Source organism: Xanthocytophaga flava (genome assembly GCF_030068545.1).
GTDB classification, from domain to species: Bacteria; Bacteroidota; Bacteroidia; order Cytophagales; family 172606-1; genus Xanthocytophaga; species Xanthocytophaga flava.
Genome location: NZ_JASJOR010000053.1, coordinates 1 through 18,575 on the forward strand (window position 1 = coordinate 1; position 18,575 = coordinate 18,575).

The following is an 18,575-nucleotide window of genomic DNA, read 5'->3' on the forward strand; positions in this document are numbered from 1 at the left end:
TTGACCACTACTTCGCCAGGCTTCTACCAGCGACAGCATTTTTTCTCGTTTGGCTTCTAAACTATTCATGTTTCAAAGCTAAAACCTATTTTACCGCATTTCAATATGTACTTGGTCGGGCGCATACAATTATGGGAATTAAAGCAGACTTTCCCGTTCTAGAGTTGCCAGTTATTAAATTTACTTTACCCGTTTCAAAAAATAGGCGTCTGGGTTCTAATGAATCCTTTTTAGGCCAGATTATTATCTCTTTTATTTGGAAAAACATTAAAAAACAACTTTTAAGGTGACCGCTATTTCTTGCAATGTTAAACTAGAAAACCAGTTCCCTAACTTATATGAACTTTTATACAAGCTTAGTACAGACTTAGGTATCTTTGAATCTGGTATCTTTATACCAAAAGGCATTACATGTGCCGAAGAAACATTCATTGCTAATAACTTATAAGCCAAAGCTATAGACAATGATCGAGTTGTCAGATCTCTCATCAAAACCGATCTTTGATTTATCGCAAGTAATAAGTCATTTTTTGCTGTTTTTGATTCCAGAAACTTATTTGCAGCCATCCTTAAACCTGAAATCATTTGTGTAGACGCAATAATTTTCTCTGTTTCCTCATGTAATACAATGGGAAGAACCAGATATAACAAGGGTAATGGAATCGGATTGTTTGTAATATGACTCTCCATATAACCTGTACAAAATTTAAATAAAAGCCCTGCACCCAAAGCTTTATTTTGTACTATTTCAAATTCCTTATTTAGTATCCCCATCTGGTTTATTGGTTTCTTTTAACTTTGTTTTATAATCTGGATGCCATCCTATTACAGGCTCATCACTAGGACTCTCTGCTAAAAGATGATAGCTACCTGGAATAAAATGCGGGGGACATTCGAACCCCTCTAACTTTGCTTCATATTGACTACAAGCACGATATATCAACCTCCCTTGCTTGACACTGTCTAGATTATTATTCATAATTTCAATAAATGATTTTTCATTCTCCCATTTCCTTTTTAAGCGATCTTCCAGATCATTAAAGCTATTAGTATGAACTAGTCCCCTTCTACTCCACTCAGTTCTATCAGAACTAGCTTTTAAAAAGTCTACAACTGCTTTAATCTTATAGTCATTATCAAAATCAATTAGATCTAATTGCCTGATGAAAGTTCGTAAATTCTTTAATTCAGAATCAATATCTATTTTATCCGGATTCTTAGCAAAACTATATAAGATCGATTTGTTGTCTATTAGCCTTATATAAGCATTTAAGTCATTGAAAAAATCTTTAGCTGGTACAATAGCTGGCTTTGATTTCTCAATAAGTTCATCTGTAAATTTCTTTACCCATCCTAAAGCATGTATGTAAACAAGATCTATTAAATCAGTCCTTGTTCTTGTTTGAAGAGTCTCTTTTACTTCGTCATGTATACTTTCTTTTCCAAATGTCAAATTGAACTTTGAAATTATCTTAGAAACTGTATCTCTATCAGCCTCAAAGAATTTGGTTATATACTCACTTATGCTTTCAGCTATTAAAGGTTTCAAGTTATATTCTGGCGCATCGCCCCACAATGAAGTTTTTGCCTCGTCTAAGGCTATCCTAGCCATTTCTATAGTAGAAGCTTCGGAAAACTTTTTAGCTAAATTTGTTTTTTTCAACTGTGCTACATGTATAATAAAAAGCGTTTTGTCTGGATTTAATTCATCTGACTCAACAGCCTCAATCCAGTTGAAAAATGTTTTCCAAAGGTCTTTTGACTTATCAGATACAGGATTACCCTCTAATGCGCTTTTATTTTGTTCTGCAATTCTATTTCCTAAGCTATCTTCTACTCCTACATCCTCAAAAACTTCTATACTTACTGAATAGGAAAGCTTTGGAACTTTTAATAAATGAAATAAGCAACGCGTGGTTTGTAAAGAATAGCCCAGATATTGGCCAGGAACATGGCTACTTTTACTTTTTTTTCTTGGCTTTTGTGATGTGGAAACTTCTTTCATAATACAGATTATACTATTACAGTCATTAGTCACACATTTAAAAGATGGATTGGCTAAAAACCCGGAGACTTCTTACTTGGCTTTATTAATATTTTCATCTGGTGGTTTTAGTAGGAGGGTGTAATCATAGTTAGTAACAAAAAATTACTACATTATTCTTTCATGTTACTTTCTAGGTTTTTCAATATCTTTCATTAATTCATGAAAAATCTTCCAGCTTCTTTTTACTTGATTTTTGATACCATTATCAGGAATAACTCTAGCTGCCAGATTTGCGTATGTTAAGAAATTACCCCAGTCATACTTATTTGATACATTGAATCTGTCTTTGTGTTTCTTATCTCGAACATATATTCTTCTTCTCTGCGCACCAACGTGAGTAAATCTTTTGTATAACCTGGCTTTGAATAGTATTCCTTTTGTATTTGTATTGTTATGAAAAGTATAGAATCGTCCTCTTGCAAAGTTCTTCTTCATTTTGCGGTAAAACCTTGCCAGGCTTGCATTTTTCAAGCGGGTAATCTTTCCATCAAACTGAAAACCTAAATATTCAAACTGAGTTGTTTTTAAAAATAAAGTCGTTTTCAGATTTTTTTCCCAACAAAAGTATCGTTGCGCCTTGCTGTCATATGTAAAGTGAAAGCATTGCGTCTTCGTTTCCTGAATCTCCAGACAATATTTTTTTATAGTATTCCTAAAAAAATCAATAATCTGCTTTTCATATTCAATGCTACTTACTACAATCATATCATCTGAATATCGGCGATACAACCCTCCAAATTGACTTATGAAGTCATTGACATCTCTGTCAAAATCTAACATATACACGTTTGCAAGAACTGAACTAATCGGAGATCCTTGCGGAATACCTTTTTTTCTTAAAACTTTTGTTTGCTGACCCTTTTCATCCAATTCGTATTTATTTGACTTAATAAGACCTTTTTTACGTATTCTCAATATATCCTTTTTAGTACAAAATGCTACGGATCTCTTGTTCTTTAAGTATTTTAATTTTGCTATTTTAGCACTTTTTATAGTGCGCTTCCTATCAATTGGAGATGCTCTTGCAACAAGTATTTCGTTTTTAAACTCATTAAAAATATCTTTCTCCTCTACATATGAAAATTTTGTTAAATTTCTGAAAACGTTATAGTGCTGAGCAGGCAATTCATCTTCTTGTGGTATATCTAGTATTACTTTCCAATATTTTTTCAGCAGAACATGATTGAGTGTGTCAAAGAATTTTTTGATATCAAAAGTTAAAGCTACTAGTTTCGTGGGGCGCGACTCCTTGATGTAAGTAAACACATCACTCGCAAAATCCATATTACATTTGTTTCTAGAATTCTCGTTATTATTAAGCTTTACTCTTCTATAGGCTGTTACACATTCACTCAGGCCTCTTGCTAAGAGTTGATTCTCATATACTTCCTGTAAAACTTCGGCATAATAACTATATATAGTGCTATCTAAATGATTTGCGTAGTAAAGCTCTCTATCCTTAAATCCCGGTTTTCTTAGTTTTGATCTAGAGCCGTCATCATTTATCTCTCGTCTAAACTTTCTTACTCTTGATTTACGATGAATGAAAGGAAAAAATGCATGTCTTGCTATTTTCTCTTCATCTTTCACATACTCCTCAATCCATTTATTTCTAGAAGAAACTTGGAATGGCATTCCAATATGAGGATACTTCTTTATGCGAAACCAATCTCTTTTTTCTTTCTTTTCTAATTCTTTTTTCTTCATGAAAAATGAAATGAAGGATAGGTAGTTAACAGCGGAGCAAGCCTTATTATAAGCTTTTGAAAGCGTTAATTAGAAAGCACATGCATATAACAACACTATAAAAAGTGCTGCCCCTTCCAAGTTGGGATATTAAATGGTTATTAATACTATCATGCTTTATGGAAGCAACGACAATAATAATATCTCGCCTGTCTGGAACTTTGTGTGGTCCAGGGGCATTAAACAGTAAAACTGTCTCCTGTATCAACTAATTTGTACAGCGACGCAATCCTAGCCTTTGCCAAGGTTGCATGATCAAACGTACTTTCGGCCTTCTACCTATCCTCATTTCATGTCTTTAAAACTTTGCTATGGTTTAGTTTTCAGTTTAGAGATTTTTTATACGAAACACATTTTGCAATATCTATATTTTTAAGATGTTACGCTATTCCCAAAAGTAGGTAATTTACACTAACAACCTCTTCTAAATCAACCCAAAACATACACCTACTAGTAGAGCTATTACATCTACTCTCATTAGCATACCCTAATTACTGAAACTGTGGCCACAAATAGTATACAGAAATACAGAAAACCTTACATTGATCGGTTCAAATATGTCTGGATTAAGTGCAAGAAGCAGAAAAGCATCATATCATAAAAGGGTGTTTTTACGGTATTTTCACTAAAGTAATTCCATGTCTATAACCAAAATTCAGAAAGTTGATATAGATAGGATCGGAAAGTTGAAAAAGTCTTGTAGCTCAGTTGTGTGGTTTTAATATCCTCCTTTGATACTATACCCATATTCTCTGGCTACTTTTTCTGATATACGTACCTATCTACTACTGCTCGTCGATTCGTAAAGTGATTTTGTAAGGCTTCTTAGAAAAACAGAAACGAGTATATTTGCAGTAACCGTGTGAAAATGTAGCTGCACTTGCTGCATTCCCATATGGAGACTTTTATTTGTACTTATCTATAGCAAGCCAAGCTGCACAACATCATTGGAAGCAACTCATTTAAATTTTAGGGGGAAGAAGCTAAGACAGTTTCCGGAAGAAATTCGTAGGGCAACTAACCTTACGAATCTGAACTTAGATGACAATACCATTGATCGTATACCCGACTGGATCATGGAGCTTCAATCTTTGAAAGTGCTTTATTTAAACAACAATGCCATCACTAACCTGGATGTATTAACACACCTGCCGGCATTAGAAGTCCTTCATGTAACCAATAATCAAATTGGACAGATACCAGAGACAATACATCATCTTAAAAACTTAAAAAGACTCTACCTTACGAACAACAACTTAGAAGCAATCCCGGCATCTATCTGTGAGTTGACAGAGTTAAAGCAGCTATTGCTGGCGCGCAATCAGCTTAAACAGCTTCCGGATCAACTAGGCAATCTAACCAAACTTGAAATCTTAAACGTTTTTGACAATCAATTAGAGTATCTGCCCGGAAGTATCGGCCAACTGGAGCGATTAGATTACCTGCAATTGGGTTTTAACCAATTGAAACAATTACCTGTAGAAATAAAAGGGCTGCAAAGTTTGACGAGTATGGAGTTCTTTGGGAATCGCATCAGACAACTACCACCAGAACTTACCCAATTAGCCTCACTTACCAATTTAAATGTAGCTGAAAATGAACTAGAGCGTATTGAACATATCCCTTCCTCAGTTATACGGCTCAGCATTTACGCTAATCCTGTGAAGTATATAGATGCAGAGATCCTGGCTTCCTTCAAAAGAGAGTTCGATGATTCAGTACCGGATTACTTCTTTTATCTCTTTATCGATACAAACCAACAGGAAGCGTTGAAGATTAATCCAGCAGATTTTCACAAATCATCGAATAGGGGGCATTTAAAGGTTTTAGATCTACAACAACGGAGGATACATTGGTATGATGTCAAACATGTTCCACTTGAGTTTCAGGAAAAATGGCAACTGGTCCAGGTCAGGTTTACTAAAGAGTTTTAATCTAATTCGCTGTAACTAAGTAGTTGGAGCGTATCCATTCGACTTAGACCCTCTTTCGGAGAAGCAGTTTAAATAGTATAGTTAGGCTAGTCAGCAAATACAGATTTAATGCCGAACCTTTTGTTTCTGGCTTCTTCCCCGGTATAAAATCAATAGTTTGTTTAATGATTTCAGGTTTATGTCATACTCGTCTATCGATAATTTTTCGTGACCGCCAGAATACTGATAGATTAAATAATAACGGATATTTTTACCAGAGCCTTCGCTAATGGCTTCTTCGTCAGTTATCTCACTCCACTTGTAGAACGGTGTGTTAATGGTCTGTATTCCCTGCTCATTCAGAATAATCTGAGGAGTTGTATTGGTTGCTTCTCTGAATTCGCGATAACTCAAAAATGCCCCTACTACTGCCATAAGGGAACCGAAGATGTAGCTATCTGTTCGCACCACCAGAAAGATACCACCAACCATCATAAGCAGCATAATGGCCATTTCAATGAAATTTTTACCTTTTGCGTAGTAAATAATGGTTTCGTTGGGTACACTGGGATCGTCATGGAAAACATCATCCTGGGCAAACTTATATTGCAAACCAGTCCATCGTTCTTTGTCCTGTGCCCCACGGATTTCTGTTTTTTCATAAAAGCTACCGTCCGGCCAGATCAGTTTTTCCTGAATAGCACGTTTTTTTAATTCATGTACATTACGCACATTTTCAAAGGCCCATAGTCGCCATTTGGTAATCATAATGCTCCAGTACAACCACCCCAGTACTAAGGCAAGAATAAATCCTAACGGAAAGACCCACCAGGGTAGAATGGCTTGAGTTCCTAAATAGCAAGTAATGCCAATAGTCCCGACTATAATTCCAACAGCGGGATAATTGACCATTCGATGACCTTTGGCAATAGCTTCGTCAACAGTTATGGTTTCGTACATATCAAATAAACTAAAAAGAGGATACAGGATAAATGCTACTTACTCTTAATTGCAAATGGCCTTGAAAAGTAAACCGTGAGCGATTCGAAACTATACACAGGAGAAGTTTTTACTTTTTCAGAGATACTATTTTAACATAAGCATCCGATTCGTACCGTCCCTACTCACAAACGTATTGCCTTGAGTAGTAAGAGTCAAGGAGGAAAAGAATTTGACTTTGAAGCGATAATAGCAGCATAGAATAATAAGCTACAAAGATAATTGCGATCACTTCAATCGCGAGTGGTGGTGTAGGTGCGTGAGGATAAAAATTCCGCGGGCCTAGCGTTGGCCCTGTGGGGCGAAGCTTTGGAATTTTTTGCCCTTTTTTGCTAACACACAAATCTGGCTCACCAAATTCTCATTTGGTGCCCTGTTTTTTGGGCAAGCAAAAAATGAAGAAGCCTGTGGAAGAGCAATGAAAGGGACAATAAACAAATTCAAGAAAAGACAAGCAAAAATGAAGAGGATGCAAGTAGAATAATGTTAAGGGACAATAAGAAACGAAGGAAGAAACATCTCTTAAAAATTAACCGAAGCCCATATTTTCAAAAACATAGACTTGGGTTTTACTCATATCCAACATTCGGGACGACTCATGTTACAACAGACTAATCTTTTTGTGAGTGTACTTTACTTACCTTATTGTAGAATATTTCATAGAGATATCCGTCTGCTAACCTATTGTATGGCAATAGGTTTGTTTCTATGCCAAACTAATTTTTAACCTGTACACTTACTTCACTATGCCATTAAACCACTATGTTACCATGGGCCATTCAGGCCTGCGAGTGAGTCCGTTCTGCCTAGGAACGATGACCTTTGGAGAAGACCTGGGTTGGGGAACCAGCGTTGAAGATGCCAATACCATCATGGATTATTACCTGGATGCAGGCGGAAACTTTCTGGATACAGCCAATGTATACACCTTTGGTCACTCCGAAAAAATTATCGGGGATCATATTGGCCGACACTCGCACCGCCGGGACCGGGTCGTAATTGCAACTAAGTTTTTCGGAACCCTCTATTCCGGTGACCCGAATGCCGGGGGAGCCAACCGTAAATCGTTGATGACCGCTTGCGACAATTCCCTGCGCCGCCTCCAAACGGACTATATCGATCTGTATTGGCTACACTGTTGGGATAAGTTTACGCCAATTGAAGAAACGTTGCGGGGATTGGACGATCTGGTAACAGCTGGAAAAATACGGTATATTGGCTTTTCAGATACACCCGCCTGGAAAGTGGCCGAAGCCCAGACGATTGCCCGCTTACGAGGATGGGCTCCGTTGATTGCATTACAGATTGAATACAATTTATTGGAACGCACCGTAGAAGGCGAACTCATGCCGATGGCGAAAGAGATGGGACTAGGCGTAACCCCCTGGTCTCCGCTGAAATCAGGTGTATTGAGTGGCAAATACCGGCGGGAAAATGCCGGACAACTTAAAGCCGACCGGGGTGCCTGGGTAGAAAATAACCTGAATGAACAGACGTATAAAGTGATCGATGTATTGGTTTCCATTGCCGATCAACTGGGTACTACTCCGGCCCGTGTAGCACTGGCCTGGCTACAAGCACAACCCGGTGTCACGTCTACCATTCTGGGAGCCCGTACACTTGACCAGCTAAAGGATAACCTGGCCGCCCTGGATGTTCAACTGCAACCCCAACACCTGGCAGCCCTGCATGAGGTCAGCAAACCTAAGTTAAACTTTCCTCATGATTTTCTGGCTCGTTCTGGTGCCTTCTCCAGCAGTGGCACCACCATCAATGGGGAAACTAACCCAATCAATCCGCTGACCCCAACTAACGACCAGCAACGGTACTAAGCCTGAACGTACGTTTGTAGCCATGTCGTTGGCAGATCTTTCGTACTAACTCTGGATCTGCCAGTTATACTACCTTACTAATTACCCTGACCATAGATCGGATGATCCGAACTATGGTCAGTTTCATATTGCCCAAATCCCGATCTTTGTATCACTCATCCGGTCAGAAAAAGACAACGCAACCACAACTTTTTACCCTGTCCATTCTTCTGTATCCGGCTATTTTTTTATCTATTTTTTAACCATTTTTTTCATCTAACCATTTTTTAAACTATGGCACTAAGTGTAGCCCTATTAACCTCCCGAGCCGATTGTGACAAAGTCCTTAACGAGCTGTCAGACATCAAAGGCAATCTGGAATTCCGTCAGATCTCGCTCACCCGCAGTAAAGACAATGCAGCCGACCGAGCATCCAGCATTGATGCCGACCTGGCAGCTGCCGAAGCAGAAGTCACCTCGCTGATTGCCATCATCGCAGCCCTTCCCGAAAGTGCGACCAAAACCGAGATGGAAAACCGTAAGGTACGTGCCGACTATCGGTTGTTTACCTTACAGCAACGGAAAGCTCAGTTTGGTACTACCGCTGTAATTCTGTACGAATCCGAGTTGGGAGAGATCGAACAGCGATTGTCTGTGATTGATGGCTCAATGAACGACGTCACCATTCGCAAGGCTGCTTTGCCAGCAGGCTAAGCGTAGTTGTAGAGGCAGCGTAGAGAAGGTACATACGGGGTTGGTGTGGTTTGGGAAGCAGTTCGGTCAGTTGACCAGCTGCTTCTTTTGTAAACGTTCTGTGAGTCTGCCTGAGTTAGCTTTGTTTTACTCTTTATTCATTCGATTATGAAAATACTGATTCTGATTTCGGCTTTGTGTTTTGTGGTGGGTTTGGCTGGTGGCTTGTTTGCAGAGCATCATTTCAATCCACTGGAAGTATACGCTTGTGAAGTGATTGACTACACCCAGATTGAGCAGATTGTGGCAAAACAGGTTGCCAGTCATCCAGTGCAGATGCTGGATGTAGAGAAGATCAAACATGTACGTCAGTTTACGTATGCGCCTGTGTTTTGTGTGAGAGATACGTGTAAAGGACCGTAGCCTATCACGCATTGGCATGAATCGCCCGGAATGGTGCAAACAATGTCTGTAATAATCCGAAACGTGTAGGGGCGACTGGCGGTCGCCCACAATGCCATCCGAACGATTGGGATATATCCGAATCCTGGTTGTCGCAAACTGCGTTTGTGCATTTCCGATATTGTAGGGGCTGGGCTTGCCCCTGCCCGGTTTCCCAACGCGAATGATTCGGTTTATTAGACACGGTTTCGAATTAATCCCAGACATTCATTGTGGGAAACACGGGTACCCGCAAGGGGCACCCCTACATTATCCGATTACCCTAATCAGGGTCTGTGAGAAACTGGGCGCAACACATGGGTGCGCCCCTACAGTGTCGGCATAACCCCAAACGTTCGGATGGCGATGGCCTGGGCGATCTGCCAATCGCCCCTACAGTTGACAATGATGATTTACAAATCCCAAACCGGGTTTGCACGAAACTGGGCGCACACGCAGGTGCGCCCCTACATTATTATAACTCTAACCCTTAAAATCTCTATGGCAAAATCGATATATGACTACATCCAGTTTGTGCTAAACAACTGGAAAACATCCACCCTTGGGCTCTTTACTTTTTCAGGATACCTTCTCTGGATGATCAACCGGATCGATACCCAATCGTTTGTATCGCTGCTGGCTTTTATCTCTACCATCGGATTCTTCTCAATGCGAGATCCCAAGTAATACCCCAGAGGATAGACCTAGCGTTGTCCTCTGGTTTTTATCCTTCTTATTCGAATACTCACTTTTAACAAACCCTACTACGCCAATGACTATCGCAACTACCGCCGTTCAACCGATTGTTACTACCAACCTAGCCGTTGACAACATCTGTCTCGCTCTTGCCAACGAGTATCTGGCATTTGAGAAACAACTGCTTGAAAACGAAAATAAGCACCTACAGCTACTTGTAGAAGACATCCAACTGGAAATAGACATGCTTAGAGAAGAGAACGAAGAACTGGATGGTGAAAACCAGGATCTGCATATGGAAGTCGCCGACTTGCAGGACGAGATCATTGATCTGACCGAACAGGTTGATGACTTACTGGAAGAGTAATCATTCACAGGATCATGACACTATCTGTCCATACTGACATGATCCTTTCCTTCGGTCCCGTCGTTTGTGTTCGTTCCCGTCGTTGGTGTTATCACCAACGACCACTTTCCCATCGTTCATGTTGGTGGATAACACCAACTTGGGGAAGAAACTATCGTGATCCATTCCTTCACCAGCTAAATTACACACATACCTATGAAATTTCAATACCTGATCATACACTGCACCGCCACACCCGCCGGACGCTGGGTATCTGCCGAAGACGTTAAAAAATGGCACACCAAACCCAAGCCTTACGGCAATGGCTGGAAGCAAGTTGGCTATTCGGATCTGATTCTGCTCGATGGCTCTCGTCACCAGTTTGTCAAACACAACAACGACCAGATTATTGACTCGTTTGAGATCACCAATGGGGTAGCAGGTATCAACTCTATCTCTCGTCATTTGTGTTATGTAGGTGGCCTGGACTCTTCTCACAAAGCACCATTGGATAGTCGCACACCGCAGCAGATCTCTACTATGCTCGATATAATAGGGGAGGTGTTAGGCTATGCACCTAATGTGAAGATAGCCGGACATAACCAGTTTGATAACAAAGGCTGTCCCAGTTTCTTTGTGCCAACATGGCTCAAGCAGTTAGGCATTCCCGAGCACAACATCGAGTGGCGCGATCCGTTTGGCTATGAGCGCTATTTTAAACAAGTCTGGAAGCGGTAATGAACAAGCGTCGACCTTATCCAAAGTTGATGCTTTTTTTATAAAAGTTATTTAGTATACTTACTAAAGCTAGAAAGGTATAGTTTTTGCTATCCGTATGCCTGTTTTTTTAGTCCATAGCTGTTAGCTATACTTCAACAGTAGCATAGCGTTAAATAAAAAAACAGCTACTTATAACTTTTTAGAATAAGAGTCTTTACAAACTCCAGGTCTTTGTCTACCGCATTTAGGTAATCATCAATTGTATACTCAGTCTGGTAATCAGGAATAACACCCCGCCCTGTTGCATGAGAGAAAGATATGGCATTGGTAATCCGAAAGAGCGGAATACCTACTCTTATGGCCGAGTTGGGTAGTGTCAGCAGGATTTCCCCATTACTTGTATTTCCTTCGGCAGCACCTGCTGTTTCCTCTCCTATAAACACACCCAATTTCAGTTCTCTGGCAAGGGCAGCAAAGTCGGCTGCCGCTGAAAATGTCTCTCCGTCAATGAGAAAAAACAGCTTGCCCGTAAAAAGATTTTTTGCACTGGGTAAGGTCAGTTGGAGTGTAGGATGCGTTTTGGAAAGCATAAAATTCCCATCCGCATCTTTCTTCACTATTTGCTCCATTACAGTGTTAAATGAAGAGTGCTGGTTGGTATGAGAAAGAAAAGAATAATGATTGGTAGCTGCTTGCAGCGAGAGCTGATATGTAAATGGCGATTTTACCAGAAATGAGAGCAGATACATACCATAATCATCTCTACCACCTTCATTGCCTCTTAGATCTATGATTAGATTCTTTACCTTTCTCTTTCGTAACTGATCAAATATATCCTCGGTCCAGTCTTTAAAAGGTGCTGTGTCTGTGTCGGTAAAAGAAGTTACTTTCAATAGTGCTGTTTGTGCATCGGGAAAGCTGAGCGTATTTTCCTTTTTGCCTGACGTGTTCCAGGCCAGGTAAGTCTGGTAAGAAATAGCCGGTATATATAGGGTGTCTGTGTACCCTTTCTTGTTTCTGCTTAGTATCTCAAACGTATCCGCATGGGCTATGTAAAGGCTGTATAGTTTTACAAAATTCTTTGCCAATTGCTTATTTTTTGAAGTAAAACTAAATCCGTCTGTAGTCAGATGAGGAAGTATCTGCTGAATAATTGCTTCCACAGGCTGACCATTGATGGAAAGGATTTCGTTGCCTGCTGGAATTGTTTTTTGGGTATCATATATATTAACTACATAGAGCTTGCCACCTGTATAGGTAGTCTGAATGGGCAAAAACAATTTTTTTGCAGTGTAATTCTCTTCATATTTTTTTGATGGCCAACTGCCTGTGTGGCCGCATCGGATCTGAGCAATAATAGGTGTTAGCAGTCTGTAAAAGTCAATCTCTGACAGAGGACTTGTCAGGCTTTGATAGGTAGATAGGAACAGGCTGTCCAATTTCTGTTTTGATGTATAACGGTATAGCGAAGGATGTGCCTGTTCCAGGCTGTTTTGGAACAAAGTAAAATCTTCTCTCAGTTTATCTACCGCAATACTAGTTACTGCAATACTATCTGCATGTGGGATATAGTAGTTTGCCTGAGTTTTATCTGTGATAGCCAATGCTTTACTCTGCCATGCAAGGTCATGCTCTATTTTTCTGGAAAGAAGGGTTTCTACAGGCTTTGTATACTGCTTCCAGAATAATGTGTCCACAGGAAGACCAGCACTGATTTGTGACTGACTTTGTTCAAAACTGTTTTTGGTCTTATGTATGCCTTCTGTGTTAATCTGATGAATAATCAGCTCTTCATTCATGGTAAAGTTTCCTTGCCGGAGTAGCTGCCCATTATATACCTGATGCAGATATTGGGTGTTGCTATAAGAGGGATACATTTTGCCTTTAAAGTCTGCAAATTTAACCTGTACACTACCACCTGTATAAGCCATAAACAAGGTATCGGCTAAATGAAACTTCTCGGGATTGACCATATCCGTTTTGCCACCAATCTCTAAAATGGCATAATCCCTTGCCCGGATAAAAGCCCAGGATGTTGTGATTTTTTTGGATTTATCCTTTAGTACAAAATTGAGTTTATATACTTTTTCTCCTTCCAGATAGGTGCTCTCTTCAAGAGAGCAGTCATAGTCACGATACTGTTTATTGGTGAAAAAATAATGATACTGCCTCCTGAAACGCCACAGACTATGCCAGGGAAGGTTTCCCTGAGCTTGCCGCCACCGGAATTTGCGAAAGTCCGGGCTCTCTTTTTTCTTAAGGGTCGTTACACTATGCCCACTACGATGATGAAAGTTGCCATCAAAGCCAGTGAAGGCTACTTCTACACCTTTTACATAGGTATCAAATTCCTGATAGGCATTTCGATAGTAACCTTCAAACTCATACGGCTTGGAAGGAAAAGTATCTTTTAGGTGTCTGCCTACTTCTTTTATAATGCTTTCTGCATTCTTTGTTTCAACCACCACTTCTTCCAGTACAAATGTATCCTGCTTCAGCAGAAAGGTGTCAAAACCCTTCGCTAATAACTCGTTTACGGCCACTTTTGTAGAGATATATCCCATCAAAGAAACTATCAGCGTGTCATCTCTCATCTGCTTTGTAATTGGCAAGCAGAACTTTCCTTCACTGTTAGTCGGTACACCTATGGCTTTATCTTTTATTTTTACATGTGCATAGGCTAAAGGCTGCTGGCTGAGTGAATCTAACACTTGGCCCTTCAGCAGGCCAATATGCTGGCTCCTGAGCGAATAGGTAGGCAGGCAGATAAGTAGTAGAAAAAAAAGATAGATTCTATTCATTGTTTATTTTCTTAAATCGTATTGCTGCTGTCAAAGCAAATAGGATAGCCGTAGGAAAGTATAGAAGTAGTAGAAGATCTACCTTTTATATGCTATAATGCATTTACCTGTCTGGAGGTTGTCAGGGTTTGAAAAAATAAAATCTTTGAGGAATTCGCTGCCTGAGTTGATTCCCTGCTTGAATAGATTGAAATATGTAAGACGACTATATCTAGTTTATGAAGGCTAAAATTCAACAAAGGTGTATACATTGGCGTTGCCATGTTTAAGCATATACTATCCTGAAAGTAGAATACACTTTGTCTTTTCTTTCTTTGGAATTGATATATCCAAAATCGCAATTCTATGAATAAAAATTAGTACCTGAGAGAAATAATGGCTTTTCTAAAAGTATTCTCTTTATCTTTAAGCCATTGATTTCAAACTATTATTTCTACTTTTTGTTAAGAATTTATCTTATTACTAATCTATCGTAAAGGTAAAACAATAAATAGGCAACTAAGAATGAATAGTGAGCTAAGCCACCTAAAAGCTGACGTAGAAAGGGTAAAGCAAATCCCCATTATTCCAAACATGCTGGAAGTCATCTGCCGGAGTACGGGTATGGGATTTGCGGCTGTGGCCCGAGTGACTGAGAAACACTGGATTGCTTGCAGTGTACACGATGAAATTGCATTTGGACTTAAATCAGGTGAAGAACTACCTATCCAAACGACTATTTGTAACGAGGTACGTCACGATAATCAATCTGTTGTGATAGACCATGTAGCAGAAGATGAGTATTTCCGGAATCACCATACACCCAAACTATATGGATTTGAGAGTTACATCTCAGTGCCAATCCGCCTCAAAAACGGAGAATTTTTTGGGACTTTGTGTGCTATTGATCCCAAACCTGCGCTGCTAAATAATCAGACAACAATCGGTATGTTCAATTTGTTTTCCGACCTGATTGCATTTTACCTGCAAAGTGTTGAACTCCTTGAACAAGGTAATACCCGTATCGACAATCTGAACCGACAAGTAAATGACGCACAGGATGAAATACGCCAGTACGAATTCATTACCAGTCATAACCTGAGAGAGCCTTTGCGTCAGCTTCGCATGTTTACTACCATGCTTGTTACGGCTACTGAACAAAACCAAAATGAGAAGGCAAAGACACTGGCATTGAAAGTAAACGAAAAAGCCCTACGATTCACTGAAATAGTAGCAGATTTGTCACGCTATTCGGATTTTACTTATAAACGACAGGATTTTGCAAAAGTTAATTTAAATCAATTGGTTCAGGAAGCACTGGTTGACCTTGAAATGGAACTAACGCAAAGCTCTATAGTGATAACATGGGATAATTTGCCTGTTATTGAAGCAGTACCTGAGCAAATGATTCAAGTGTTTGTATTTTTAATCCGTAATGCTATTCGCTTTTCTCAGCCAGAACAACAAGTCAAAGTCCATATCAGTGTGGTCCCACCATTAGAAGGAGCAAAATTTGTTGAAATTCAGGTAAAGGATAATGGTATAGGAATAAGCCAATGGCAACAGGAAAAAATTTTTGATGTATTGAATCCTCTATCCTATGACCAGGCATCTGAAAGTAGAGATATAAGCCTTGCTTATTGTCGCAAGATTGTGCGTAGTCACCAAGGCAGTATTAGTGTAAATTCCGAACCAGATAAAGGAACTACTTTTTCTATTATCCTTCCCCTGACTCAGAATTAAAGGCGTAAATCCGTCATGGCTTAAGCATCCAGGCATTCCGGAATATGCCATTGAGGGACGTGACCCGTTTGGCTATGAACGCTATTTTAAACAAGTGTGGATAAAGTAATGAACAAGAGGTTACAGTATACAGTAGCCTCTTGTTTCCTGAGCTATATATAGATGTGTTTTCGGGTAAGTCAAACCATTTTGCCAAATGCCTGTTCAAAGTCACTGATAAGATCTTCAATATCTTCTATGCCCACTGATAAACGGATCATAGACTCCGGAATTTGCATCTCAACCCGTCGTTCAGCTCCTAATTCATAAAAGATCGTTTGCGCCACTGGGATGGAAAGTGTTCGCGTATCTCCCAGATTACTCGATTTGATAACCAGTTGCAACTGGTTCAGAAAAGCCAGACAATCCACCTGATCCTGTAAGGCAAAACTCATCAGCGCGCCGGGATGCTTGAACAGTTGAGTGGCCAGCGTATGTTGAGGATGATTACTCAAACCTGGATAATATACTTTAGCAATCAGTGGCTGGCTTTGCAGGTATTCAGCCAGAGCCATCGCATTACTACAAGCTCGCTCCATTCGTAAAGCCAGTGTTTCAGAGCCAACTGAGAGATGGTGAGCGGCTTCAGGTGATAAGGTTCCTCCACTGTCACGCAGTCCCCTTTTTCGAATCTGAGTAATGCCTACTAGATCAGGTTTTATCTGTTCCCGTAAAATGGGCGCAATGTTAGGAAATCTCTCCCAGTGATAAAGCCCTGTGTCAGTGACACTGCCACCCAACGCATTTCCATGTCCGCCAATGTATTTAGTCAGCGAGTGAATAATCAGACTTGCCTGTACTGCTTTGGGAGAAAACAGATAGGGAGAAGCCATTGTATTATCTACTACATAAACTATCCCCTTTTCCTGGCAAAACATCCCAATCACTGCCAGATCTGCTATTTGTGTGGCAGGATTGGCAATGGTTTCTACAAACACCATCCGGGTATTTGGCTGGTAGGCATCCTTGATCTGCTCTCCATCAGTAGCATCAACAAAATTGATCTGCAGGCCCATACCCATAAGGGTTTGCATCAGGCTACGGGTATTGCCAAATAAATACGAACTGGCAATGATATGGTCTCCTGCTTTCAGTAAAGCAAGCAATGTAGCTGATACAGCCGCCATACCCGTAGCAAATGCAACTGTGGCTAGACCCTGCTCCATTTGTGTGATTTTGTGCTCCAGAGCGCTAACTGTTGGATTGCCTTGCCGTGAATAAGCATATCCTTTTGCCTTATTCTGAAATACGTTTACTAAGTCCTCTACCTGTTCATATCCCCAGGTAACGGCATTGTGTACTGGCTGGTGTAAGGCTCCAAATTCAGGTTTTGCTAACCGATCCGAATGTAGTGTACGGGTAGTAAACCCTTTTTGACTGTTCATAGTGTATAGAAATATTAGAGATATAGAATAAAATCCAGATCGGCCATTGGCTATGAGGCCTGGAGAAGACGATCTTTCAACTTTTGCTGGAAATTCCGGATGGTTCCATCCTTGTCTGTAATAAGCTGATCCAGTAGGTGTTTATTCAAGCCTGGCGGATTGAATACAGATCCCCAGATTCCCATTTCCATTATAATCGGAACCAGTGCAATCCCTTTTTCCGTGAGATTGTAAAGTAGTTTAGACTTTTTGTCAGGAGATACCTTTCTGGTGACAAAGCCATACCGCTCCAGCATAGTAAGCCGGTCTGCGAGAATATTGGTTGCAATTTTTTCTTCGGAGGCTAGAAATTCGCCATAGGTCGACTTATCACTAATGACCATGTCTCTCAGAATCAAGAGTGTCCATTTATCACCTAAAAAATCCAGTGTGTAACTCACCGGACATCCTGAACGGGTTTTTATCTCTTTCATAAAAATAGTTGTGAAAATACTTGCAAATTGCAAGTTGAATGTTTTACCTTTGTTTGCTTGCAATTTGCAAGTAAAAATATAAAATAGTTAGTAACTCACCAAATGTATGTCACTTGTAAAAGCATTTCAATGGCGTTATGCCACCAAGAAGTATGATACTTCCAGAAAAATAAGCCCTGAACAGTTTGACGATCTGCTCACTACCTTACAATTGTCACCATCATCTTACGGATTGCAGCCGTATACTTTTTTCATTCTGCAAGATCCGGCTGTTCTCGAACAAATCAGCAGAGCTGCTTTTGGTCAACCACAAATCACAACGGGAGCCTATGTACTGGCCGTTACTGTCCAGACTGACATTGATGAAAGCACAGTGAAAAAGTATATTGATAAAGCTGCTGTTGCCCGAAATACGGAGCGTAAAAATCTTGAGGCAAGGGAAACTTTTGTGAATTCCAAACTCAGTTTATTATCTGCAGAGCAAAAAATTGAATGGGCTGAGAAACAGGCATTTCTGGCTGTTGGTGTATTGGTTAGCGCAGCCGCAGAAGCAGGTATTGACGCCTCACCTATGGAAGGATTTGACCGTGCTCAGGCGGACCAGATTCTGGGACTTAAAGAAAAAAATCTGAAAACCACCTTACTTTTTGCGCTGGGCTACCGCTCGTCAGAAGATGAATTTGCAACGATTCCCAAAGTTCGCAAAACCAAAGAAGAGTTATTCATCACAATCTGATCAGACA

Annotated in this window: 19 protein-coding genes; 11 read left to right on the forward strand and 8 right to left on the reverse strand. The window is 40.1% G+C overall.

The genetic code is table 11. The features are described from left to right. The coding region (locus QNI15_RS37255; protein WP_314037121.1) for a hypothetical protein at positions 1–290 on the forward strand (290 nt) is incomplete at its 5' end. Here QNI15_RS37255 and QNI15_RS37260 read toward each other — a convergent pair. The 3 genes from QNI15_RS37260 to QNI15_RS37270 form a co-directional block, all read right to left on the reverse strand. Then, a complete protein-coding gene (locus QNI15_RS37260; RefSeq protein WP_314037123.1) occupies positions 268–774 on the reverse strand; it encodes a three component ABC system middle component in 507 nt (168 codons plus the stop codon). The genes QNI15_RS37255 and QNI15_RS37260 overlap by 23 nt on opposite strands. Next, complete coding sequence (locus QNI15_RS37265) at positions 758–2,005, reverse strand: ABC-three component system protein (RefSeq protein WP_314037124.1); 1,248 nt, start codon at positions 2,003–2,005, stop codon at positions 758–760. Before QNI15_RS37265 ends, QNI15_RS37260 begins: the two co-directional genes overlap by 17 nt. Before the next feature lie 165 nt (positions 2,006–2,170). Next, complete coding sequence (locus QNI15_RS37270; RefSeq protein WP_314037125.1) at positions 2,171–3,754, reverse strand: reverse transcriptase domain-containing protein; 1,584 nt, start codon at positions 3,752–3,754, stop codon at positions 2,171–2,173. Positions 3,755–4,740: 986 nt separating this feature from the next. On the opposite strand from QNI15_RS37270, the gene QNI15_RS37275 reads away from it, so the two are divergent. Further along, complete coding sequence (locus QNI15_RS37275) at positions 4,741–5,727, forward strand: leucine-rich repeat domain-containing protein (RefSeq protein WP_314037126.1); 987 nt, start codon at positions 4,741–4,743, stop codon at positions 5,725–5,727. A 105-nt stretch (positions 5,728–5,832) separates the two neighbouring features. Here the strand turns inward: QNI15_RS37275 and QNI15_RS37280 are convergent, their stop codons facing one another. Continuing rightward, positions 5,833–6,666 (reverse strand): hypothetical protein, encoded by an 834-nt coding sequence (locus QNI15_RS37280; RefSeq protein ID WP_314037127.1) that lies wholly within the window; start codon positions 6,664–6,666, stop codon positions 5,833–5,835. Between the two features lie 785 nt (positions 6,667–7,451). On the opposite strand from QNI15_RS37280, the gene QNI15_RS37285 reads away from it, so the two are divergent. From QNI15_RS37285 to QNI15_RS37295, 3 genes are all read left to right on the forward strand, one after another. Next, positions 7,452–8,537, forward strand: coding sequence for an aldo/keto reductase (locus QNI15_RS37285; protein ID WP_314037128.1), 1,086 nt, complete (start codon positions 7,452–7,454; stop codon positions 8,535–8,537). Between the two features lie 273 nt (positions 8,538–8,810). Then, a complete protein-coding gene (locus QNI15_RS37290; protein WP_314037129.1) occupies positions 8,811–9,230 on the forward strand; it encodes a hypothetical protein in 420 nt (139 codons plus the stop codon). Between the two features lie 147 nt (positions 9,231–9,377). Then, positions 9,378–9,632, forward strand: coding sequence for a hypothetical protein (locus QNI15_RS37295; protein WP_314037130.1), 255 nt, complete (start codon positions 9,378–9,380; stop codon positions 9,630–9,632). Between the two features lie 4 nt (positions 9,633–9,636). Here the strand turns inward: QNI15_RS37295 and QNI15_RS37300 are convergent, their stop codons facing one another. Then, complete coding sequence (locus QNI15_RS37300; protein ID WP_314037132.1) at positions 9,637–9,855, reverse strand: hypothetical protein; 219 nt, start codon at positions 9,853–9,855, stop codon at positions 9,637–9,639. 112 nt (positions 9,856–9,967) lie between these two features. Between QNI15_RS37300 and QNI15_RS37305 the strand changes: the two genes are divergently transcribed. The 4 genes from QNI15_RS37305 to QNI15_RS37320 all read left to right on the forward strand — a co-directional run bounded on the left by QNI15_RS37305 (position 9,968) and on the right by QNI15_RS37320 (position 11,430). Beyond that, positions 9,968–10,144 (forward strand): hypothetical protein, encoded by a 177-nt coding sequence (locus tag QNI15_RS37305; RefSeq protein ID WP_314037134.1) that lies wholly within the window; start codon positions 9,968–9,970, stop codon positions 10,142–10,144. 7 nt (positions 10,145–10,151) lie between these two features. Next, positions 10,152–10,337: a hypothetical protein gene (locus QNI15_RS37310; RefSeq protein ID WP_314004827.1), complete on the forward strand. Its 186-nt coding sequence runs from the start codon at positions 10,152–10,154 to the stop codon at positions 10,335–10,337. Positions 10,338–10,422: 85 nt separating this feature from the next. Next, on the forward strand, positions 10,423–10,713 hold the full coding sequence (locus QNI15_RS37315; RefSeq protein ID WP_314004829.1) for a hypothetical protein: 291 nt from the start codon (positions 10,423–10,425) through the stop codon (positions 10,711–10,713). Positions 10,714–10,908: 195 nt separating this feature from the next. Next, entirely contained in the window at positions 10,909–11,430 is a 522-nt protein-coding gene (locus QNI15_RS37320) for an N-acetylmuramoyl-L-alanine amidase (RefSeq protein WP_314004831.1), read from the forward strand. Between the two features lie 167 nt (positions 11,431–11,597). Here the strand turns inward: QNI15_RS37320 and QNI15_RS37325 are convergent, their stop codons facing one another. Then, complete coding sequence (locus QNI15_RS37325; protein WP_314037135.1) at positions 11,598–14,213, reverse strand: S41 family peptidase; 2,616 nt, start codon at positions 14,211–14,213, stop codon at positions 11,598–11,600. Between the two features lie 504 nt (positions 14,214–14,717). Here QNI15_RS37325 and QNI15_RS37330 point away from each other — a divergent pair. Next, positions 14,718–15,935, forward strand: a complete 1,218-nt coding sequence (locus QNI15_RS37330) for a GAF domain-containing sensor histidine kinase (RefSeq protein WP_314037137.1) — start codon at positions 14,718–14,720, stop codon at positions 15,933–15,935. A gap of 179 nt (positions 15,936–16,114) precedes the next feature. Here QNI15_RS37330 and QNI15_RS37335 read toward each other — a convergent pair whose 3' ends face one another. Both QNI15_RS37335 and QNI15_RS37340 read right to left on the reverse strand, forming a co-directional pair. Continuing rightward, complete coding sequence (locus QNI15_RS37335) at positions 16,115–17,359, reverse strand: cystathionine gamma-synthase family protein (RefSeq protein WP_314004836.1); 1,245 nt, start codon at positions 17,357–17,359, stop codon at positions 16,115–16,117. Positions 17,360–17,409: 50 nt separating this feature from the next. Further along, complete coding sequence (locus QNI15_RS37340) at positions 17,410–17,832, reverse strand: winged helix-turn-helix transcriptional regulator (protein WP_314004838.1); 423 nt, start codon at positions 17,830–17,832, stop codon at positions 17,410–17,412. A gap of 106 nt (positions 17,833–17,938) precedes the next feature. Here QNI15_RS37340 and QNI15_RS37345 point away from each other — a divergent pair, with 106 nt between their 5' ends. Further along, positions 17,939–18,568, forward strand: coding sequence for a nitroreductase family protein (locus QNI15_RS37345; protein ID WP_314037139.1), 630 nt, complete (start codon positions 17,939–17,941; stop codon positions 18,566–18,568). Positions 18,569–18,575 lie beyond the last annotated feature (7 nt).

What these genes read in the sequence shown, in the direction of transcription:
- QNI15_RS37260 (WP_314037123.1), bottom strand. Translation starts at nt 774, where the DNA reads ATGGGGATACTAAATAAGGAATTTGAAATAGTACAAAATAAAGCTTTG.
- QNI15_RS37265 (WP_314037124.1), bottom strand. Translation starts at nt 2,005, where the DNA reads ATGAAAGAAGTTTCCACATCACAAAAGCCAAGAAAAAAAAGTAAAAGT.
- QNI15_RS37270 (WP_314037125.1), bottom strand. Translation starts at nt 3,754, where the DNA reads ATGAAGAAAAAAGAATTAGAAAAGAAAGAAAAAAGAGATTGGTTTCGC.
- QNI15_RS37280 (WP_314037127.1), bottom strand. Translation starts at nt 6,666, where the DNA reads ATGTACGAAACCATAACTGTTGACGAAGCTATTGCCAAAGGTCATCGA.
- QNI15_RS37285 (WP_314037128.1), top strand. Translation starts at nt 7,452, where the DNA reads ATGCCATTAAACCACTATGTTACCATGGGCCATTCAGGCCTGCGAGTG.
- QNI15_RS37290 (WP_314037129.1), top strand. Translation starts at nt 8,811, where the DNA reads ATGGCACTAAGTGTAGCCCTATTAACCTCCCGAGCCGATTGTGACAAA.
- QNI15_RS37295 (WP_314037130.1), top strand. Translation starts at nt 9,378, where the DNA reads ATGAAAATACTGATTCTGATTTCGGCTTTGTGTTTTGTGGTGGGTTTG.
- QNI15_RS37305 (WP_314037134.1), top strand. Translation starts at nt 9,968, where the DNA reads ATGGGTGCGCCCCTACAGTGTCGGCATAACCCCAAACGTTCGGATGGC.
- QNI15_RS37310 (WP_314004827.1), top strand. Translation starts at nt 10,152, where the DNA reads ATGGCAAAATCGATATATGACTACATCCAGTTTGTGCTAAACAACTGG.
- QNI15_RS37315 (WP_314004829.1), top strand. Translation starts at nt 10,423, where the DNA reads ATGACTATCGCAACTACCGCCGTTCAACCGATTGTTACTACCAACCTA.
- QNI15_RS37320 (WP_314004831.1), top strand. Translation starts at nt 10,909, where the DNA reads ATGAAATTTCAATACCTGATCATACACTGCACCGCCACACCCGCCGGA.
- QNI15_RS37325 (WP_314037135.1), bottom strand. Translation starts at nt 14,213, where the DNA reads ATGAATAGAATCTATCTTTTTTTTCTACTACTTATCTGCCTGCCTACC.
- QNI15_RS37330 (WP_314037137.1), top strand. Translation starts at nt 14,718, where the DNA reads ATGAATAGTGAGCTAAGCCACCTAAAAGCTGACGTAGAAAGGGTAAAG.
- QNI15_RS37335 (WP_314004836.1), bottom strand. Translation starts at nt 17,359, where the DNA reads ATGAACAGTCAAAAAGGGTTTACTACCCGTACACTACATTCGGATCGG.
- QNI15_RS37340 (WP_314004838.1), bottom strand. Translation starts at nt 17,832, where the DNA reads ATGAAAGAGATAAAAACCCGTTCAGGATGTCCGGTGAGTTACACACTG.
- QNI15_RS37345 (WP_314037139.1), top strand. Translation starts at nt 17,939, where the DNA reads ATGTCACTTGTAAAAGCATTTCAATGGCGTTATGCCACCAAGAAGTAT.